We start from the raw sequence: 18,804 nt of genomic DNA on the forward strand, positions 1-18,804 counted from the left end.
GCGTCCAGAACTGCGCTACCACGCGGAGCGTGGGAGCGATAATCGTTTGGCGACGACAGAGATTCATCCAGTCAGAATCCCTTACAATGCCGTCAGCCCAACCACGAGCCACGCCCATGACACGCGCCGCCACGCCCCGCAAACCTCAAGCACGCAGCCAGGCCAGGATCGATTCGATTCTCGACGCCGCGCGCACGCTGCTCGCCGAGCAAGGGGTAGCCAGCCTGTCGATCTACAGCGTGGCTGAACGCGCAGGTATTCCACCCTCCTCGGTGTATCACTTCTTCGCCAGCGTTCCGGCGCTGCTTGAAGCGCTGACCGCCGATATTCACGCGGCTTTCCGCGCCTCACTGCAAGCGCCTATCGATCACGACCAGCTCACCACTTGGCGCGACCTGTCGCGTATCGTCGAACTGCGCATGCTGGCCATCTACAACGCCGACGCCGCCGCCCGCCAATTGATCCTTGCCCAGCACGGCCTGACCGAAATCAACCAGGCAGACCGCCAGCACGACATAGAGCTGGGGCATTTGATGCTTGGGGTCTTTGACCGCCACTTCCAGCTGCCTGCGCTGCCGGATGACGTGGACGTATTTGCGCTGGCGATGGAACTGGGGGATCGGGTGTATGCGCGATCAGTGCAATTGCATGACGAGATCACACCGCGCATGGCTGAGGAAGGGATGCGGGTGTTTGATGCTTATTTGGGGTTGTATTTGCCGGTATTTTTGGGGAAGCGAGTTATTTAAAGCTCACTATTCACGAATATTCTTCACCGTTCCAGGATAAGGCGTAAAACGTTCGCTATATTCTTTAGCTCGTTTGCTCGCCCAGGCGCTCAGAGCGTTGTACTTCTCAATTTTAAAAGCACTGGCGCCTTTAAACGACCCATCGTTGCGAGCGCTTTCGCTGAAACTGCTAACTCTATTATCAACTCGGGCCTAATCGGAAGATGCCCCGAAGGATCCCGAACCCGACCGGATCTCCACCAACCTATGCATACGCATTCAGCCTACTCTCACCAACCGGGCTCAAACTGCCTTCCTCGCAAAACTGCCAGGTAAAAAAGTAAAAACCCCGGAGGGTCAGAACCGTCCGGGGTGTTTTTTACCCACTGTTTACAGCTTGGCGATGGAAACTTCTGTCGACTTCACGAAGGCAATTACTTCGCTGCCGACGACCAGTTCCAGCTCTTTTACCGAGCGGGTGGTGATGACCGAGGTCACAACGCCGGAAGCGGTCTGTACGTCGATTTCCGACAGTACGTCGCCGTGGACGATTTCCTTGATGATGCCTTTGAACTGGTTGCGAACGTTGATGGCTTTGATAGTCATGGCATGTCTTCCTTTGGGGATCAGGGTTAATTTGCCCAGCGCAATTGCGTGGGCAGTGGCGAAAACGGTTCCGGGTCAGGTGGCGAGCCGGGGATGGCCAATACTCGGTTGAGCACTTCGGCTTCCAGCGCAGCAAGGCGGTGCGAGCCGCGAGCACGTGGCCGTGGCAGGTCGACTAGAAGGTCGAGGCCGATCTGGCCTTCTTCGATCAGGATCACGCGGTCGGCGATGGCGACTGCCTCGCTGACATCGTGAGTAACCAGCAGTACCGTGAAGCCGTATTGGCCCCACAGTTTTTCAATCAGTTGCTGCATTTCGATGCGGGTCAAAGCGTCCAGCGCGCCCAACGGCTCGTCGAGTAACAGCAGGCGCGGCTTGTGAATCAGCGCACGCGCCAGAGCAACACGCTGCTTCTGGCCACCGGACAATGCCGCTGGCCACTCGTTGGCGCGTTCGGCAAGGCCGACGGCCTCGAGCGCTTCGAGTGCTTGCGCACGCCAGTCGCCGCTCAGGCCAAGGCCGACGTTGTCGATGATCTTCTTCCAAGGCAGCAACCGCGCCTCCTGGAACATCAAACGCGTATCTTCGCGAGCGTCGTCCAGTGGTGCAGAACCTGCAAGCAATTGACCCTCGGTTGGCTTGTCGAGACCGGCAAGCAGGCGCAGCAAGGTACTTTTACCGCAGCCACTACGGCCGACGATGGCGACGAACTGACCGGCCGGAATATGCAGGTCGATGTCCTTGAGCACTTCGCGAGTGCCGAACGCTTTTTTCAGGTTACGTACTGCCAGCGGAATACCGCGCAGCAAATGTGGAGGCTGCTGTTTCAGACTGGTCATGCGGCACCGCCTTTGCTCACTTGATAGGCCGGGTGCCAGCGCAGGCACACACGTTCAAGGCCTCGCGCCGCCAGATCGGCCAGTTTGCCGAGGACGGCGTACAACACAATGGCCAGTACCACGATGTCGGTTTGCAGGAATTCCCGTGCATTCATCGCCAGATAACCGATGCCGGAGCTGGCAGAAATGGTTTCTGCCACAATCAGCGTCAGCCACATGAAGCCCAGCGCAAAGCGCACACCGACCAGAATCGAAGGCATGGCACCTGGCAGGATCACATGCCGGAACAGGCTGAAACCTGACAGGCCATAGCTGCGGGACATTTCTACCAGTGCCGGATCGATGTTGCGGATGCCGTGGTAGGTGTTCAGATAAATCGGGAACAGGGTGCCCAGCGCGACAAGGAATATCTTGGCGGTCTCATCAATTCCGAACCACAGAATGACCAGCGGAATCAGCGCCAGGTGCGGCACATTACGGATCATCTGCACTGAGCTGTCCAGCAGGCGCTCGCCCCATTTGCTCAGGCCTGTGATAAAGCCCAGAGCCAGACCGATGCCGCCGCCGATGGCGAATCCGATCCCGGCGCGCCAGCCGCTGATCGCCAGATGCGTCCAGATTTCGCCACTCGCAACCAGATTGATACCCGCCTCAATGACTGCGCTGGGTGCAGGAAGAATGCGTGTGGATAGCCATCCGGCGCTGACCGACAGCTGCCAGACGGCCAACAACAGGACTGGAAGTGCCCAAGGCGCCAGTCGGTGAATGATGCGTTGCGAAGCACTGAGGCTCATGGAGTTGTCTCCTCGAAGGGCCTGACGATCACTGTGCTTGAGCAACAGCAGCAGGGGGTGTCCAGACCACATCAGCAATGCTGAGCGGCTTCGGAATCAGTTTGAGCTGGTAGAAGGTGTCAGCAATTTTCTGCTGCGCCGCTACAACCGGCAGAGTAATAAACAGCGCACCGTAGCCCTGGCGTTTTACCGAGGTCAGGGTGATGTCGGCGGGCAGCCCCAGCAACGGCGCAACCTGTTTGGTCACTTCGTCAGGGTGAGCCTTGGACCATTCGCCCACTGCACGAACTTCTTCGATCAGGGCTTGAATCACCTTCGGATTCTTTTGCGCGTAAGGCTTGGTCGCCAGATAGAACTGGTGGTTGTCGACGATGCCGGTGCCGTCTTTCAAGGTCCGCGCCTGCAATTGCTTTTCAGCTGCGGCCTGGTAAGGGTCCCAGATGACCCAGGCATCCACGCTGCCGCGCTCGAAAGCGGCACGCGCATCGGCCGGAGGCAGGAAGACGGTCTGGATATCGGTGTATTTCAGGCCGGCATCTTCCAGTGCCTTGACCAGCAGATAATGGACGTTCGAGCCTTTATTAAGGACGACGTTCTTGCCCTTCAGGTCTTTGACCGAAGTAATAGGCGAGTCTTTGGGTACCAGGATGGCTTCACTGGTCGGCGCTGGCGGCTCGTAAGCCACGTACAGCAGATCCGCGCCTGCTGCCTGAGCGAAAACAGGCGGCGTTTCACCGGTCACGCCGAAATCAATCGAGCCCACGTTCAGACCTTCAAGCAACTGCGGACCGCCCGGAAATTCGGTCCACTGAACCTTTACGCCCTGCTCGGCCAGGCGCTTCTCCAGCGAACCCTTGGCCTTGAGCAGCACCAGCGTGCCGTATTTCTGATAACCGATGCGCAGATCTTCCGCCTGGGCCTGGGTGACCGCGCCAAGCGCGACCGCAGCAGCAAACAGAGCGACAAGGCCTCGACGCAAAATGACAGTGCGCATATGCGCTCCTTTAGCGGTTGTTGGGTAGTGCCTGCTCAGTCAGTCACAGACGAACAAGGCGGGAATAGGGACGACATTAACAGCACTTTTTTATATCTATAAATCTTATTTATTCATTTAGTTATTCCATAAATGAATATAAAGGGCAGTACTATTTTTCAACTATCGTGCGGCGTACTACGGCGGCATGCCGTTCTGGACCCTCTGCGTCCGATCTTGAGTATGCGGCGTGGCGCATATCCATGACGCGGAGCGTCACGACAGGCATTCCCACGCTGGAGCGTGAGGAACGATGATCTCGACTATCGTGCGACGCTCTGCGTCCGATCTTGAACAGGCGGCGGGGCGAAGATCGGTGACGCGGAGCGTTACTCGCGGCATTCGTACGCTGGAGCGTGAGGAACGATGATCTCGACTATCGTGCGACGCTCCGCGTCGCATGCCGTTCTGGACGCTCTGCGTCCGCACTTGATCAAGCGACGCAGTCGGCGGCTATGAGGGAGGAATAAAAAAGGGCCGATGAATCGGCCCAAATAACCCCACGCTTGGTAGATCGAAAATTAGCGGTTTGGCTGAGGTGTCAGGCGCAGATAAGGCGTGACGGCCTTGTAGCCCTTGGGAAAGCGTTCTTTGATCTCGGCTTCGTCCTTGATCGACGGCACAATCACTACATCATCGCCGTCCACCCAGTTGGCGGGCGTGGCAACCTTGTAGTTGTCGGTCAATTGCAGAGAGTCGATAACGCGCAGAACCTCGTGGAAATTACGCCCGGTGCTCGCCGGATAAGTAATCGTCAGGCGCACTTTCTTTTTAGGGTCGATCACAAACAGCGAACGCACAGTCAGTGTGTCGCTGGCATTGGGATGAATAAGGTCATACAGATCGGAGACCTTGCGGTCGGCATCGGCCAGAATCGGGAAGTTAACCTGGGTGTTTTGCGTAGTGTTGATGTCGTCGATCCACTTGATGTGCGAGTCAACCGGGTCGACCGACAGCGCAATGGCTTTTACACCGCGCTTGGCAAACTCGTCTTTCAATTTGGCGGTGAAGCCCAGCTCAGTGGTGCACACAGGTGTGAAGTCTGCCGGATGAGAAAACAACACACCCCAGCTGTCGCCGAGCCATTCATGTAAACGGATACGACCTTCGCTGGATTCCTGCTCGAAGTCAGGGGCGATGTCGCCAAGTCGCAGTGTCATGATGTTGCTCCTTGTCTGTATCGGGTAGGCCTTGGTATGACGTTACTGTGCGCCCTGCTGAGAAAAGTTAAAAAGAATAAATAATGTGATTGATAGACCTGCCAGGAATATCAAAAAACAGGCAAAAGAAACCCCGCACCAGGCGGGGTTTCCTTGAACCTCAATACACTTACATGAAGTTGTAGGTGTAGTTGAAGATCAGACGGGTTTGATCGGTGTTGGTCGAGTTGTTCAGATCACCATCGGCACGGTAGGTACCGTGACGCAAGGTAGTGCCGAAGCCTTTCAACGGACCGCTCTGAATCACGTAGTCAACACGCATGTCAGTTTCCCACTCGGAGTAACTGTTATTGCGAGTGGCCGCAGTATTGCCGCGGATGTCGTCAGCATTCAGATAAGCGATTGCTGCTTTCAGGCCTGGAACGCCGACTTTGGCGAAGTCATACGAGTACTGACCGAACGTGGTGTTCTCACCCGCGCGGTTGAAGCCGTTGATCATCGAGTCAGTGAACAGGTAGAAGCTCGAACCGCCGTTGCCTTCAAGGCTCGAACGTGTGGTGCCGTCTTTAGTGACGCTACCCTGACCCAGGAAAACCATACCGCCGTTGTCGCCCACTTGTTGATGACCAACCATCAACGCATGGCCACCCAACGAGTAGGTGAACATGGCGGACCAGGTGGAGTTATCCACTTCGCCGGTGTTCTTGGCATAACCGTTGTTGTTGTTGAAACGGTAGCCGGTCGCCGCGTCGCTGTTTTTGCCGTCAGAGCTGCTGTTGAAATAACGCAGGTCAGTCTTGAAAGACTGGTTGTCGCTGATTGGGTAAACATGAACAAGACCCAGGAAGTGTTGCTTGTAGAAGTCTTCCAGGTTGGCGTAGTAGTACTGCAGGGTCAGGTCTTTGGTGACTTTCCAGTCAGCGCCAGCGAAACGGAAATGATCGCTGGTTTCGGAGGCACCTGCAACGGACAGGTCAGTCCAGTTACTTGAAGCACGGCCGATCGACTTGTTCAGCTGACCAGCAGTGAAAGTTACGGTGTCCAGATCCTTGGAGGTCAGGATGCCGCCTTGGAAAGCCTGAGGCAGAAGACGACCGTCGTTGCTGACCAGGATTGGCAGGTTAGGAGCCAGTGCATTACCGACTTTCAACTCGGTTTTCGAGAAGCGTACCTTGCCGTTGGCGCCCAGACGACTCCACTCGTTAACAGCAGAACCGTCGCTGTCGGTAGGCAGAACGCCGCCGTTCAAAGCGCCGGAGTGAGCGCCGCGACCGCCGTCAAGATGAACACCAACCAGGCCTTGCAGATCCAGACCGAAACCGACAGTGCCTTGAGTGAAGCCCGACAGGTAGTCGAATTTCAAGCCAGTGGCCGTCTCACGGCTGTTGTGGGTAGTGCCTTCGCGGTAATCGTTGTCAAAATACAGAGTACGAGAACTAACGGACGCTTTGCTGTCTTCAAGGAAACCAGCTGCACCGGCCTGCTGGGCCAATACACCGACTGTTACGGCCAAGGCCAGGGTGGACTTCTTCATTAACTACGCTCCTCGTGAATCTAATTTTTTATGTCTCCGGTGCCGGGCATTGCCCTTACCCAGAGATATTGCGAAAGGTGACAGTCCCGATCTGGAGATCAATGGATTCTGTACACCCCGACTTTTGACTAGACCGCGCATGTCGGTGGCCGTACGTTAGTGAAAATTCTTCATGCTCAAAAGAAACCGTTTTGCAGCTTCTAAGAACAATCAGGCATATGTCACAACTCGTGTCAGCCAGGACGTCACGGAGTGTATCGACCTAATCGGGTAATTCCCAAAATTTATTTCGGTACCGTTCGTCAGATCTTTTGGTTTTGTACCAGTGACCGGCCAAATCGAGACCAGCCGGTCATAGTCCCCAACGACAGAGCGCAACTTGCCTGCCAGTAAAAGCCTTGTGAAACGGGCACTTCAGAGAGATTAGTAAAGAAATATGACAGTTGTCACCACTTTGGCGCGCAACGCTCTGCAGTCATGAAATATTTTCTAAAAACTGCTCAAAACACGCTTTTGGGGCGTTTTTTACCCTCTGAAACATGCGCTCAACTGTAGACCAGGTGAACAAAAAAGCAATTTTGGTGTCCGCCGCGTGACGTCCGAGCCGATTGACAGATGCGTATCAGGTCCCTGATGTGCAGATGGGTTCTGGAGATGGCTCTAAAGACCCTTCATAAGCTAATTCCCAAAAGTTATTTATTTGCAGATTCTTAGATCACTTAGTCTCCTTATCCAGCCAGTCCTCGGCCCGTCCGATTCGGAGCTCCATCATGAAACTGCATTTTTCCCTGCGCTTGCTGACTGCGCTGTCGTTGACTGGCGCAACATTCATTGCACAGGCAGCAGACTTTACCGTCGCCTACCAGACCACCGTCGACCCGGCAAAGGTTGCCCAGGCCGATAACGCCTACGAAAAAGCCACCGACTCAAAAATCTCTTGGCGCAAATTCGATAATGGTGCGGACGTCATCACCGCAATTGCATCCGGCGACGTACAGATCGGCTATCTCGGTTCAAGCCCGTTCACAGCCGCCGCTACCCGCAAACTCCCGGTGGAGACCTTTCTGATAGCTACGCAGATCGGCGCGGCCGAGGCGCTGGTTGCCCGTAATGGTTCGGGGATCAACTCACCGCAGGACCTGATCGGCAAGAAAGTGGCCGTGCCCTTTGTCTCTACCGGCCATTACAGCCTGCTTGCAGCGCTCAAACACTGGAACATCGATCCGGCCAGGGTCACTATCCTGAATCTCGCACCGCCCGCCATTGCTGCGGCCTGGAAGCGCGACGACATTGATGCCACTTACGTCTGGGACCCGGCACTGGGCGTCGCCAAGGAAACCGGTAAGGTGCTGATCACCTCCGGCGAACTGGCGAAGGTCGGAGCGCCGACCTTCGATGCCTGGATCGTGCGCAAGGACTTCGCCAACAAACACCCGGAGGTTGTCAGCGCATTCGCCAAGGTAACGCTCGATGCCTACGCCCGGTATCGCCAGGACCCGGCTGCATGGATCGCCAACCCGGCCAATGTAGACAAGCTGACCCGACTGTCTGGCGCCAAGGCATCTGACGTACCTGGCCTGTTGCAAGGCAATGTCTACCCGCTGGCTGCCGAGCAGACCGCGCTGCTGGGTACACCGACCATCGAGGCGGTGACCAAAACCGCAGCATTCCTTAAAGAGCAGGGCAAGGTGGATGCGGTACTGCCTGACTACTCACCGTACGTCAGCGCCCGGCTCATCCCACGCTAAGCGCTCTCAGCACAAGGAGACACGTATGGCGCTGTTGCAGTTGGAGCGTATTGGCGCTCAGTACCCCGGTGCAGCGGCCCCCGTGCTGGCAGACATCAACCTGAGCCTGGGCCCACAGCAACTGCTGGTTGCGCTTGGCCCCTCCGGCAGCGGTAAAACCTCGTTACTGAACCTCATCGCCGGCTTCATCAAACCCGGCAGCGGCAGCGTTACTCTCGACGGCATTCCCGTAGAGGGGCCGAGCGCAGAGCGTGGCGTGGTGTTTCAGGACGATGCCTTACTGCCCTGGCAGAACGTGTTGGCCAATGTTGCGTTTGGCCTGGAACTGGCGGGTGTCGGCCGCTTGGAACGTGAAGCCAGAGCGCGGGAGATGTTGGCACTGGTGGATCTGGCCGGTTTTGACCAGCGGCGAATATGGCAGCTGTCCGGTGGACAACGGCAACGCGTCGGCCTGGCCAGAGCGCTGGCAGCCGATCCGCGCATCCTGTTGATGGACGAGCCATTCGGTGCACTGGATGCCTTCACCCGTGAGCAGATGCAGGAGCTATTGCTGCAAGTCTGGCAACGTACCGCCAAGCCGGTGTTTCTGATAACCCACGACATAGAAGAAGCAGTTTTCCTCGCCACCGACCTGGTTCTGCTCGCCCCTAACCCTGGTCGTATCGCCGAGCATCTGCACCTGAACTTCGGCCGTCGCTACGCCGCTGGCGAATCGGCCCGCGCGATAAAGTCCGATCCGCGCTTTATCGAAACCCGCGAGCATGTGCTGGCCAGCGTGTTTTCCCAGCGCACCCGGGAGCAGTGTGTATGAGCAGACTTGAGCCTGTTGGCAGCCATGAGCTTATAGATAGCCGCGAACTGACCGGCATCAGCAAACCGTTCGCCAAACAACCGGCTGCCCCCACGCCGAAGGTTTATCTGAGCACCCGAGCGATCAGCATCCTGACCCTCGCGGCACTGCTGACTCTTTGGTGGGCGGTAACTGCCGGGGGCTGGATCGAGCCGCTGTTCCTGCCGCCGCCAGCGGATGTGCTGAGCAAAGGCTGGCTGCTGGCAACCAAGGGCTACATGGACGCCACACTCTGGCAGCATCTGGACGCCAGCCTGCAACGCATCGGTCTGGCGCTGGGCGCGGCAATTTTGACGGCCATCCCGATAGGAATCGCCATCGGCCATAACCGCATCGCTCAGGGCATATTCGACCCGCTGATCGAGTTTTACCGACCGATACCACCGCTGGCCTACCTGCCGCTGATCGTTATCTGGTTCGGTATCGGCGAATTCTCCAAGGTACTGCTGATTTATCTGGCGATCTTCGCGCCGATTGCCATTGTCACGGCTACCGGCGTTCGCACCGTGGACCCGACCAAAGTGCGGGCGGCACAGTCGCTGGGCGCGACGCGCTGGCAGTTGATTCGGCACGTGGTCCTGCCCAGCGCACTCCCGGACATTCTTACCGGTATTCGCATCGGCCTGGGCGTGGGCTGGTCGACGCTGGTGGCCGCAGAGCTTATTGCTGCCACCAGCGGGCTGGGATTCATGGTTCAGTCGGCGGCGCAGTTTCTGGTGACCGACGTTGTGGTGCTGGGGATTCTGGTGATCGCCGTGATCGCTTTTGCCATGGAGCTGGGCCTGCGCGCACTGCAACGCAGGCTGGTGCCCTGGCATGGTCAGCAGCATTAATGCATCAGTATGGGTGTGTGCGCCGTTGCGGTGCGCAAATTGAGTGCATGCGCTGATACCGCATTGCGGGGCCTGGCGCGATACTCAGGGCGACCAGATGCCAGCGCCGAGCATTCACAGCGGCTGACTCATCAACCAATCCAAGGTTTTCGAATATGAAAAATACTTAATAAATTCAATACGTTGATGATATTAAACGGCTTCGGACTCAAGAAGTGCTTAACCGGATATGGCTAAGTCAGCCTGTTCTTTCGGATTAATTCTCAAAACTGGCACGCACTCTGCAATAGGTATTACATCACCAGTTTTGGGGACCTTGGTACAGGCAGGCCGGGGATTCCCCTCTTTTATTCCTCCCGGAGACTGACCTCCAGTCTCCAGCGCCCGTCCACCTTCTCAGTGCGCCAGTCGCCATGAAGTGGACGGGCTGCCAGGAGCGTCAGCACCAACCCCTTCTCACCTCGCTCCACCTTCCAGCGTGCAACCCTATTGTCGAACCTCAGTTGGCCCGTCCACGGCCGCCCTGAAGCATCGACGTTGAGCACCACAGCGCCATCCACCGTCGACCCTTGGTACTTCGGCTCCTCATTGAACCAGAGCGCCAGCCCGGCAGGCAGCTCCTCGATCTGCTCCAGTTCAACGGGGTCAGGTTGCTGCAGACGACCGATAATGGTGCCCACGGTAAAGCCGACAATCGCCATCGAACCCAGAACTCGCGGCCATAGCTTCGGTCTCGGGTCCTCTTCAGGGGTAGAATGCATCCCGTCCTTTCGTTCGGAGCCGTGCATGTTTCACGTCATCCTTTTTCAACCAGAAATTCCGCCGAATACCGGCAATGTCATCAGGCTATGCGCCAACAGCGGCTGCACCCTGCATTTGATCGAACCCTTGGGTTTCGAGCTGGACGACAAGCGCTTGCGCCGCGCCGGGCTCGACTATCACGAGTATGCCACGCTGCAGACGCATGCTGACCTGGCAAGCTGTCTGGAGAAGATCGGCAACCCTAGGTTGTTCGCCTTCACCACCAAAGGCTCTCGGCCTTTTCATGATGCGAGCTTTGAGCCAGGCGATGCCTTTCTGTTCGGCCCGGAGAGCCGCGGCCTGCCCGCCGACATCCTCGACTCGCTGAGCAGCGAACACCGTCTGCGACTGCCCATGCGTGAGGGCTGCCGCAGCCTGAATCTGTCCAACACAGTGGCCGTGGCCGTCTATGAGGCATGGCGTCAGCACGGATTTGCTTAGGCCTAAGTGTGGCATTTGCTTAACCAGACTGATGCTCCGCATCACACAGCGGTTCTGCGATTCAGTGAGATTCAGGCTCGACTCAGGTCACCTTTTCGCCCCTCGTCGAGTCCCTTCGCCCTGTCACTAACGTCGCAATTTACGTCGTCAGTGCCATCGCGATAAAAAGCATCCATGGACCGGCCGCCGTTCTTGAACAGACACAAAAAAGCGCCCCGAAAGGCGCTTTTTGCTTTTAGCGGTAACGCTTATTGCACAGTCGGCGTTTCGCCAGCTTCCTGCATGCGTTGCAGCTCTTGGGCGTACAGGGCGTCGAAGTTCACCGGGGCCAGCATCAGCGCAGGGAACGAGCCGCGTACGACCAGGTTGTCGATGGCTTCGCGTGCATACGGGAACAGGATGTTCGGGCAGAACGCGCCCAGAGTGTGGCTCATCGCGCCGTCGTCCAGACCCTTGATCAGGAAGATACCGGCCTGTTGCACTTCAACGATGAAAGCAACTTCGTCGCCATTGTTGACGGTCACGGACAGGGTCAGCACGACTTCATAGAAATCGCCTTCCAGCTGCTTCTGACGGGTGTTGAGGTCCAGGCTGACGGTCGGTGTCCACTCCTGGCGGAAGATTGCCGGGCTTTTTGGCGCTTCGAACGACAGGTCGCGAACGTAGATACGCTGCAGGGAAAATTGTGGGCCGTTTTCTTCGTTGGCAACAGCGCCGTTGTTCGGTTGGTCGGTCATCTCGGATCCTTGTCAGATAGGGCTGAAAGTTTAAGGGGAATCAGGCCAGCAGCGCATCAAGCTTGCCGGCACGCTCCAGAGCAAACAGGTCATCGCAGCCGCCCACGTGGGTCGAGCCGATCCAGATCTGCGGTACGGAAGTGCGACCGGCCTTCTTGGTCATTTCGGCACGCAGTTGCGGCTTGCCGTCGACACGGATTTCCTCGAAGGCCACGCTCTTGCTCTGCAACAGCTGTTTGGCACGTATGCAATACGGGCAATAATCGCTGGAATAGACGATGACTTGAGCCATGTTCACTTCACCAGGGGAAGGTTGTCGCCGCGCCAGCTGGAAATACCGCCGGACAGCTTGGCCGCCTTGAAGCCGGATTTGAGCAACTCGCGGGCGGTGGTGCCAGCATGCTGCCCCATTGCATCGACTATGATCAACGTCTTGTCCTTGTATTTCTGCAGTTCAGCGGTACGCGTCAGCACCTTGTCCTGCGGGAAATTCAGGGATCCCACGATGTGGCCGGCAGTGAAATCCTTTTTCGAGCGCACGTCGATGACCACGCCCTGGTCGCTGTTGACCAGCGCGGTCAGCTCGCGAGTGCTCAGGCTGGCACCGCCCTTGCTCAGTTCGTAAGCGATCAGCAGTCCCAGCAGAATGACGAAGGCACCGGTGATCAAATAGTGGTTAGTGGCGAATTCAAGCAGGTGAGCAACCATCAGTAGGTTCCAGGGCGTTAAAATGTCGGCCAGTATACACAGCAGCCAAGGTGGGCCAAAGTCCGTACGGCAGTGACGCCGTTTGAACTTGTCCCTAAAATGCCGCTCCCTTGTACTTTGTTACTCTCTTTATTCAACCAGCATCGAGTGGGTTCTATGACTGCCACGCCAAAACCTCTGGTTCTTATCATCCTGGATGGCTTCGGACACAGCGAAAGCCATGAAGGCAATGCCATCCTGGCCGCGAAGATGCCGGTCATGGATCGTCTTTACGAAACCATGCCCAACGGCCTGATTTCAGGGTCGGGCATGGACGTCGGTCTGCCGGACGGTCAGATGGGCAACTCCGAAGTCGGACACATGAACCTGGGTGCCGGTCGCGTGGTGTATCAGGACTTCACTCGAGTGACCAAAGCGATTCGCGACGGCGAGTTCTTCGAGAACCCGACCATCTGTGCCGCTGTGGATAAAGCTGTCGGTGCGGGCAAGGCCGTGCACATCATGGGCCTGCTGTCCGATGGCGGCGTGCACAGCCACCAGGACCATCTGGTCGCCATGGCCGAACTGGCGGTCAAGCGCGGTGCAGAAAAAATCTATCTGCACGCCTTCCTTGACGGTCGCGACACGCCACCGCGCAGCGCGAAGAAATCCCTTGAGCTGATGGACGCAACCTTCGCTCGCCTGGGCAAGGGCCGCACCGCCACGATCATCGGCCGCTACTTCGCCATGGACCGTGACAACCGCTGGGACCGGGTCTCCACCGCCTACAACCTGATCGTCGACAGCACCGCCGAATTTCACGCAGACAGCGGTGTTGCCGGGCTTGAAGCTGCCTACGCGCGTGACGAGAACGACGAATTCGTCAAAGCCACACGCATCGGTGAACCCGCTCGTGTCGAGGACGGCGATGCTGTGGTGTTCATGAACTTCCGCGCCGACCGCGCCCGTGAGCTGACCCGTGTGTTCGTCGAAGACGATTTCAAGGATTTCGAGCGCGCCCGTCAGCCCAAGGTCAATTACGTGATGCTGACCCAATACGCGGCGAGTATCCCTGCGCCCTCGGCATTTGCGGCTGGCAGCCTGAAAAACGTGCTGGGTGAATACCTGGCAAACAACGGCAAGACTCAACTGCGCATCGCCGAAACCGAAAAATACGCGCACGTCACGTTCTTCTTCTCTGGCGGTCGTGAAGAACCGTTTCCGGGCGAGGAGCGCATTCTGATTCCATCGCCGAAAGTCGCCACCTACGACCTGCAGCCGGAAATGAGCGCGCCGGAAGTGACCGACAAAATTGTCGATGCCATCGAACATCAGCGTTATGACGTGATTATCGTCAACTACGCCAACGGCGACATGGTCGGCCACAGCGGCATCATGGAAGCGGCAATCAAGGCCGTGGAATGCCTGGACGTCTGCGTCGGTCGCATTACCGCGGCATTGGAAAAAGTCGGCGGTGAAGCACTGATTACCGCTGACCACGGCAACGTCGAGCAGATGACCGATGATTCCACAGGCCAGGCGCATACCGCACATACCTCCGAGCCGGTGCCTTTCGTGTACGTCGGCAAACGCCCGCTGAAAGTCCGCGAAGGTGGTGTTCTGGCTGACGTGGCACCGACCATGCTGCATCTGTTGGGCATGGAGAAACCGCAAGAGATGACGGGCCATTCGATCCTTGTGGCGAAGTAAAACGCTGAAAACCGGCCTATAGCCATCAGGCAAAGCCGGTTTTTTATGTTTCAAGCCCTAAAGCAGTGGCTGCGGGGCGTTTTTTTTGCAGCGCATGGCGGGCATACTAAGCCTGACATTTTTTCTCACAATTCCTCGGTATCGCCCACCCACATGCTTCGCGCCTTGATTGCCATTGCTCTGATCTGCCTGCTCAATCCGGCGTTTGCCGAAGACGAGCGTGTGCAAACCCAAAAACAGATAGATGCTGCGCGTCAGGATGTGACGGAGCTGCAAAAAGTCCTGGGCAAGCTTCAGGAAGAACGTGCAGGCGTCCAGAAGGACCTGCGCACCACCGAAACCGAAATGGGCAAGTTGGAAAAGCAGGTCGAGGTCCTGCAAAAGGAACTAAAAAAGACGGAAACCGAGCTGCAAAAGCTCGACAGTGAAAAAAAGAAACTGAACAGCGCTCGCGTTGAACAGCAACGCCTGATCGCTATCCAGGCTCGCGCCGCCTATCAGAGTGGCCGCCAGGAATACCTCAAGCTGCTGCTCAACCAGCAACACCCCGAGAAGTTCGCCCGAACCCTCACGTATTACGATTACCTGAGCCAGGCGCGCCTGGAGCAGCTACGCAACTTCAATGAAACCCTGCGCCAGCTGGCCAATGTCGAAAAAGACATTGATCTGCAACAGGCACAGTTGCTGGTGCAGAAGAGCAACCTGGACAGCCAGAGCGAAGAACTGGCCAAGGTGCGCCAGGAGCGTCAGCAGGCACTGGCCAAGCTGAATCAGGACTACAAGGCCCGCGATCAGAAACTGCAGGCCCGTCAGCAGGATCAGGCCGACCTGGCCAAGGTTCTAAAGACCATCGAAGAAACCTTGGCCCGACAGGCACGTGAAGCTGAAGAGGCTCGCCAGAAGGCGCTGGTCGCCGCTCGCGAGGCCGAAGAGAAACGTCAGCGCGAAGCTGAGGCCGTCGCCCGTAACAACAGCACCAGCAGCAGTAAAAGCGCTGATGAACCCACACCGCGTCGCCCGGTCAAAGCCCCCGGCGCAGTCGTTTCCAGTGCCGGAGTTTCCTACGGCGGACCTTTTGCAGAGGCCCGGGGAAAACTTCCATGGCCTATTGATGGTCGACTGCTTGCGCGTTTCGGTGAAGCCCGCGGTGATGACGAGCGAACCAAATGGGACGGCGTCATGATCAGCGCCGCAGCCGGAAGCCAGGTACATGCAGTGCATGGCGGACGAGTGGTGTTCGCCGACTGGTTGCGTGGTGCCGGGCTTCTGGTCATTCTCGACCATGGCAACGGTTATCTCACCCTGTATGGGCATAACCAGAGCCTGCTCAAGTCGGCAGGTGACATTGTAAAAGCCGGTGAAGCGATTTCCACGGTCGGCAATAGTGGCGGTCAGGACACGGCAGCGTTGTACTTTGCTATTCGTCAGCAGGGTCGCCCCAGCGATCCAGCCCAATGGTGCCGCACTCAAGGATAAGCCGGCGTCAATATCTGTAGGAGTTCGTTAGACATGCTGCATTTGTCCCGCCTCACCTCGCTGGCCCTGGCAATCGCCATCGTTATTGGCGCGCCTTTGGCGCAAGCTGCCGAAAAGACCGCGCCAGCCACGCCTGCAGCAGTCTCGCCCGCCAAGCCCAATGCCAACGCCAAGCCGCCGCTGCCGCTTGACGAGCTGCGCACCTTTGCCGAGGTCATGGATCGGGTCAAGGCGGCCTATGTCGAGCCGGTGGACGACAAGACTCTGCTGGAAAACGCCATCAAGGGCATGCTCAGCAACCTTGATCCACACTCCGCCTACCTGGGCCCGGAAGATTTCCAGGAGCTGCAGGAAAGCACCAGCGGCGAGTTCGGTGGACTGGGCATCGAAGTGGGCGTCGAGGACGGTTTCGTCAAGGTGGTTTCGCCCATCGACGACACACCTGCGTCCAAGGCTGGCATTGAGGCAGGCGACCTGATCGTGAAGATCAACGGTACGCCGACCCAGGGCCAGAACATGCAGGAAGCGGTCGACAAGATGCGCGGCAAGATCGGCGAGAAGATCACCCTGACACTGGTGCGCGATGGCGGTACGCCGTTTGATGTGACGCTGGCGCGGGCGACCATCCAGGTCAAGAGCGTCAAGGCGCAGATGCTGGAGAACGGCTACGGCTATATCCGCATCACCCAGTTCCAGGTCAAGACCGGGGACGAAGTCGGCAAGGCGCTGGCCAAATTCCGCAAGGACAACGGCAAGAAGATGAGCGGCCTGATTCTCGACCTGCGCAACAACCCCGGCGGCGTGCTGCAATCGGCGGTGCAGGTGGCGGACCACTTCCTCACCAAAGGCCTGATCGTCTACACCAAAGGCCGCATCGCCAACTCCGAATTGCGTTTCTCGGCAGACCCGGCAGACGCCAGCGAAGGCGTGCCGCTGGTGGTGCTGATCAACGGCGGCAGCGCCTCTGCGTCGGAAATCGTCGCCGGTGCCCTGCAAGACCAGAAACGCGGGATTCTGATGGGCACCGATACCTTCGGCAAAGGCTCGGTACAAACCGTTCTGCCGCTGAACAACGATCGCGCTCTGAAGATCACCACAGCGTTGTATTACACGCCGAACGGTCGCTCGATCCAGGCGCAGGGTATCAACCCGGACATCGTGGTACGTCGGGCCAAGGTCACCAGCGAAGCAGACGGCGAGAACTACAAGGAAGCCGACCTGATGGGTCACCTGGGCAACGGCAACGGCGGTGCCGACAAGCCAACCGTCAAGGGTGGCGCAGCAGCCAAGGCGCGTCCGCAGGATGATGACTTCCAGCTCAGCCAGGCGCTCAGCCTGCTGAAAGGGCTGAGTATCACTCGCGGCAATTGACGGATGCGCGCTCTCGCTCTGTTACTGCTGACACTCTCGATCACTGGTGCTGCCCATGCAGCGCCAGCCGAGAACACCGGCAAGCCGCCGAAGGCCTATCTCAGCCTGATCATCGACGACCTGGGTCAGAACCCGGCGCGGGACAGCCGTACGCTGGCGCTCCCCGGCCCGGTAACGCTGGCGATCATGCCTGACACTCCGCACGCCACCGAATTTGCCCGCGAGGCTCACCGCGCAGGTAAGACGGTCATGCTGCACATGCCGATGGACCCGGCGACCGGGCCTTACGCCTGGCATCCCGAACTACCCTTGCCTGAACTGGAAAGCCGACTCAATGCGGCGCTGCTGAAAGTGCCTTATGCAGCCGGCATCAATAACCACATGGGCAGCCGGATGACCGCCGAACCGGTCGCGATGACCTGGCTGATGGCCGAACTGCAACGACGTCATCTGTTTTTCGTGGACAGCCGCACCAGCGCGAAAACCGTGGCAGCCGCAGAGGCTCAGCGCATCGGCCTCGCAAGCGTCTCGCGCGACGTGTTTCTGGACGACGAGCGCACGGCTGAAGCCATCACCCGCCAATTGCAGACCGCCATCAAAATCGCCCGCAAGCATGGCTCGGCAGTGGTCATCGGTCACCCCTACCCTGTCACGCTGGACGTACTGGAACGCGAGTTGCCCAAACTCAAGGACCAGGGCGTCGAATGGATTGACCTGCGCAGCATGATCAGCGAACGCGGCAATCAGGCGAGTGCGGCGCATGGCAAGAATGGGGTGTATCGCTAATCGTACGCGTCGCTCTCAGCCAGAGCTCAAACTTGCCCTCTACTCTCACTATCAGCTCACCTGATTGCAGTTGATAGGGAAAAGGTTTCCCAAAAAAAGGGCACAGAAAAGCCGCTCTAGGAAGCGGCTTTTCTGATGGAAATGGCTTAGGAACCATTTCCGCAATCCCAAGGGATCATTCGCGTGTGAGGCGGATAGTACACACTTTGTGCGAATGGCACCATAAATTATGGCCTATTTAGGCCCTTGGAAGAGCCGGTTGAGGGCCTCAAATATACCGAAACGGGCCCCGAGAAACTGCTTCATGGAAAATTTCCCAGGGTCAGGCTATTTTTTTGCCAGTGGTAAAAAAGCGGTTACTAAAAGGCCCTCAAAAGACTGGTAAGATGCGAGCCGGCTCAACAGTCGGTGACGCCTGTTGCAGGACCTTTTGACGCGGGCCTAGGAACCCGTCTCGGCTTTATCGAAAGGCCCGAAGCTGGACCAGCCTCAAGGGATCATTCGCGTGAGACCGACTTGGAGTTTGGCTGGGAGGCGCCAAGAGAGGCAGTCCTTTCACGAGGACAACAGTATGCGGCCTATAAAACGCCTGCTGCGGGGAGTATCAGTTTTTTTGTGTTCGGGCTGGTTAGGGCCTGCCGTCAGGCAGGCCCTTGTTTTACCAGCTCGG

The 18,804-nt window shown here is 57.7% G+C and carries 18 protein-coding genes and 1 pseudogene; 9 read left to right on the forward strand and 10 right to left on the reverse strand.

The window, feature by feature from the left end; translation table 11 throughout:
• Positions 1 to 116 precede the first annotated feature (116 nt).
• Entirely contained in the window at positions 117 to 749 is a 633-nt protein-coding gene (locus AO277_RS20060) for a TetR/AcrR family transcriptional regulator (protein ID WP_002555769.1), read from the forward strand.
• Between the two features lie 369 nt (positions 750 to 1,118).
• Here AO277_RS20060 and AO277_RS20065 read toward each other — a convergent pair whose 3' ends face one another.
• The 6 genes from AO277_RS20065 to AO277_RS20095 all read right to left on the reverse strand — a co-directional run bounded on the left by AO277_RS20065 (position 1,119) and on the right by AO277_RS20095 (position 6,694).
• A complete protein-coding gene (locus AO277_RS20065) occupies positions 1,119 to 1,334 on the reverse strand; it encodes a TOBE domain-containing protein (protein WP_044318676.1) in 216 nt (71 codons plus the stop codon).
• Between the two features lie 26 nt (positions 1,335 to 1,360).
• The gene (gene ssuB, locus AO277_RS20070; RefSeq protein WP_002555771.1) at positions 1,361 to 2,173 is read right to left on the reverse strand and encodes an aliphatic sulfonates ABC transporter ATP-binding protein; all 813 of its coding nucleotides are present in this window, start codon (positions 2,171 to 2,173) and stop codon (positions 1,361 to 1,363) included.
• Positions 2,170 to 2,967: an aliphatic sulfonate ABC transporter permease SsuC gene (gene ssuC / locus AO277_RS20075; protein ID WP_004655051.1), complete on the reverse strand. Its 798-nt coding sequence runs from the start codon at positions 2,965 to 2,967 to the stop codon at positions 2,170 to 2,172. Before ssuC ends, ssuB begins: the two co-directional genes overlap by 4 nt.
• Positions 2,968 to 2,995: 28 nt before the next feature.
• Positions 2,996 to 3,961, reverse strand: coding sequence for a sulfonate ABC transporter substrate-binding protein (locus AO277_RS20080; protein ID WP_044318675.1), 966 nt, complete (start codon positions 3,959 to 3,961; stop codon positions 2,996 to 2,998).
• A 560-nt stretch (positions 3,962 to 4,521) separates the two neighbouring features.
• A complete protein-coding gene (locus AO277_RS20090; RefSeq protein ID WP_044318674.1) occupies positions 4,522 to 5,160 on the reverse strand; it encodes a peroxiredoxin in 639 nt (212 codons plus the stop codon).
• Between the two features lie 169 nt (positions 5,161 to 5,329).
• Entirely contained in the window at positions 5,330 to 6,694 is a 1,365-nt protein-coding gene (locus tag AO277_RS20095) for an OprD family porin (RefSeq protein ID WP_005733626.1), read from the reverse strand.
• Between the two features lie 770 nt (positions 6,695 to 7,464).
• On the opposite strand from AO277_RS20095, the gene tauA reads away from it, so the two are divergent.
• The 3 genes and pseudogenes from tauA to tauC all read left to right on the forward strand — a co-directional run.
• Positions 7,465 to 8,442, forward strand: coding sequence for a taurine ABC transporter substrate-binding protein (tauA, locus tag AO277_RS20100; protein ID WP_044318673.1), 978 nt, complete (start codon positions 7,465 to 7,467; stop codon positions 8,440 to 8,442).
• Positions 8,443 to 8,467: 25 nt separating this feature from the next.
• Positions 8,468 to 9,253: a taurine ABC transporter ATP-binding subunit gene (gene tauB, locus AO277_RS20105; RefSeq protein WP_044318672.1), complete on the forward strand. Its 786-nt coding sequence runs from the start codon at positions 8,468 to 8,470 to the stop codon at positions 9,251 to 9,253.
• 107 nt (positions 9,254 to 9,360) lie between these two features.
• Positions 9,361 to 10,125 (forward strand): annotated as a pseudogene (gene tauC / locus AO277_RS20110) (taurine ABC transporter permease TauC); the annotation flags it as partial.
• Positions 10,126 to 10,472: 347 nt separating this feature from the next.
• Here tauC and AO277_RS20115 read toward each other — a convergent pair.
• On the reverse strand, positions 10,473 to 10,913 hold the full coding sequence (locus AO277_RS20115) for a hypothetical protein (RefSeq protein WP_004655063.1): 441 nt from the start codon (positions 10,911 to 10,913) through the stop codon (positions 10,473 to 10,475).
• On the opposite strand from AO277_RS20115, the gene trmL reads away from it, so the two are divergent.
• Entirely contained in the window at positions 10,912 to 11,367 is a 456-nt protein-coding gene (trmL, locus tag AO277_RS20120) for a tRNA (uridine(34)/cytosine(34)/5-carboxymethylaminomethyluridine(34)-2'-O)-methyltransferase TrmL (protein ID WP_002551469.1), read from the forward strand. The two genes, AO277_RS20115 and trmL, sit on opposite strands and share 2 nt — an antisense overlap.
• Positions 11,368 to 11,615: 248 nt before the next feature.
• On the opposite strand, the gene secB is transcribed toward trmL, so the two are convergent.
• The 3 genes from secB to AO277_RS20135 are packed head-to-tail and all read right to left on the reverse strand — an operon-like array spanning position 11,616 to position 12,812.
• On the reverse strand, positions 11,616 to 12,104 hold the full coding sequence (gene secB / locus AO277_RS20125) for a protein-export chaperone SecB (RefSeq protein ID WP_002551468.1): 489 nt from the start codon (positions 12,102 to 12,104) through the stop codon (positions 11,616 to 11,618).
• 40 nt (positions 12,105 to 12,144) lie between these two features.
• A complete protein-coding gene (gene grxC, locus AO277_RS20130) occupies positions 12,145 to 12,396 on the reverse strand; it encodes a glutaredoxin 3 (RefSeq protein WP_002551467.1) in 252 nt (83 codons plus the stop codon).
• A gap of 2 nt (positions 12,397 to 12,398) precedes the next feature.
• Complete coding sequence (locus tag AO277_RS20135; RefSeq protein WP_002551466.1) at positions 12,399 to 12,812, reverse strand: rhodanese-like domain-containing protein; 414 nt, start codon at positions 12,810 to 12,812, stop codon at positions 12,399 to 12,401.
• A 156-nt stretch (positions 12,813 to 12,968) separates the two neighbouring features.
• On the opposite strand from AO277_RS20135, the gene gpmI reads away from it, so the two are divergent.
• The 4 genes from gpmI (at position 12,969) to AO277_RS20155 (ending at position 18,134) form a co-directional block, all read left to right on the forward strand.
• A complete protein-coding gene (gene gpmI / locus AO277_RS20140; protein ID WP_005733621.1) occupies positions 12,969 to 14,501 on the forward strand; it encodes a 2,3-bisphosphoglycerate-independent phosphoglycerate mutase in 1,533 nt (510 codons plus the stop codon).
• Positions 14,502 to 14,654: 153 nt separating this feature from the next.
• Complete coding sequence (locus AO277_RS20145) at positions 14,655 to 15,977, forward strand: murein hydrolase activator EnvC family protein (RefSeq protein ID WP_044318684.1); 1,323 nt, start codon at positions 14,655 to 14,657, stop codon at positions 15,975 to 15,977.
• Positions 15,978 to 16,010: 33 nt separating this feature from the next.
• Positions 16,011 to 17,348 (forward strand): S41 family peptidase, encoded by a 1,338-nt coding sequence (locus AO277_RS20150; RefSeq protein WP_002551463.1) that lies wholly within the window; start codon positions 16,011 to 16,013, stop codon positions 17,346 to 17,348.
• Positions 17,349 to 17,351: 3 nt separating this feature from the next.
• On the forward strand, positions 17,352 to 18,134 hold the full coding sequence (locus AO277_RS20155; protein WP_002551462.1) for a divergent polysaccharide deacetylase family protein: 783 nt from the start codon (positions 17,352 to 17,354) through the stop codon (positions 18,132 to 18,134).
• Positions 18,135 to 18,804 lie beyond the last annotated feature (670 nt).

The sequence above is a fragment of the Pseudomonas amygdali genome (assembly GCF_002699855.1).
Classification (GTDB): Bacteria; Pseudomonadota; Gammaproteobacteria; order Pseudomonadales; family Pseudomonadaceae; genus Aquipseudomonas; species Aquipseudomonas amygdali.

What these genes read in the sequence shown, in the direction of transcription:
- AO277_RS20060 (WP_002555769.1), top strand. Translation starts at nt 117, where the DNA reads ATGACACGCGCCGCCACGCCCCGCAAACCTCAAGCACGCAGCCAGGCC.
- AO277_RS20065 (WP_044318676.1), bottom strand. Translation starts at nt 1,334, where the DNA reads ATGACTATCAAAGCCATCAACGTTCGCAACCAGTTCAAAGGCATCATC.
- ssuB (WP_002555771.1), bottom strand. Translation starts at nt 2,173, where the DNA reads ATGACCAGTCTGAAACAGCAGCCTCCACATTTGCTGCGCGGTATTCCG.
- ssuC (WP_004655051.1), bottom strand. Translation starts at nt 2,967, where the DNA reads ATGAGCCTCAGTGCTTCGCAACGCATCATTCACCGACTGGCGCCTTGG.
- AO277_RS20080 (WP_044318675.1), bottom strand. Translation starts at nt 3,961, where the DNA reads ATGCGCACTGTCATTTTGCGTCGAGGCCTTGTCGCTCTGTTTGCTGCT.
- AO277_RS20090 (WP_044318674.1), bottom strand. Translation starts at nt 5,160, where the DNA reads ATGACACTGCGACTTGGCGACATCGCCCCTGACTTCGAGCAGGAATCC.
- AO277_RS20095 (WP_005733626.1), bottom strand. Translation starts at nt 6,694, where the DNA reads ATGAAGAAGTCCACCCTGGCCTTGGCCGTAACAGTCGGTGTATTGGCC.
- tauA (WP_044318673.1), top strand. Translation starts at nt 7,465, where the DNA reads ATGAAACTGCATTTTTCCCTGCGCTTGCTGACTGCGCTGTCGTTGACT.
- tauB (WP_044318672.1), top strand. Translation starts at nt 8,468, where the DNA reads ATGGCGCTGTTGCAGTTGGAGCGTATTGGCGCTCAGTACCCCGGTGCA.
- trmL (WP_002551469.1), top strand. Translation starts at nt 10,912, where the DNA reads ATGTTTCACGTCATCCTTTTTCAACCAGAAATTCCGCCGAATACCGGC.
- AO277_RS20115 (WP_004655063.1), bottom strand. Translation starts at nt 10,913, where the DNA reads ATGCACGGCTCCGAACGAAAGGACGGGATGCATTCTACCCCTGAAGAG.
- secB (WP_002551468.1), bottom strand. Translation starts at nt 12,104, where the DNA reads ATGACCGACCAACCGAACAACGGCGCTGTTGCCAACGAAGAAAACGGC.
- grxC (WP_002551467.1), bottom strand. Translation starts at nt 12,396, where the DNA reads ATGGCTCAAGTCATCGTCTATTCCAGCGATTATTGCCCGTATTGCATA.
- AO277_RS20135 (WP_002551466.1), bottom strand. Translation starts at nt 12,812, where the DNA reads ATGGTTGCTCACCTGCTTGAATTCGCCACTAACCACTATTTGATCACC.
- gpmI (WP_005733621.1), top strand. Translation starts at nt 12,969, where the DNA reads ATGACTGCCACGCCAAAACCTCTGGTTCTTATCATCCTGGATGGCTTC.
- AO277_RS20145 (WP_044318684.1), top strand. Translation starts at nt 14,655, where the DNA reads ATGCTTCGCGCCTTGATTGCCATTGCTCTGATCTGCCTGCTCAATCCG.
- AO277_RS20150 (WP_002551463.1), top strand. Translation starts at nt 16,011, where the DNA reads ATGCTGCATTTGTCCCGCCTCACCTCGCTGGCCCTGGCAATCGCCATC.
- AO277_RS20155 (WP_002551462.1), top strand. Translation starts at nt 17,352, where the DNA reads ATGCGCGCTCTCGCTCTGTTACTGCTGACACTCTCGATCACTGGTGCT.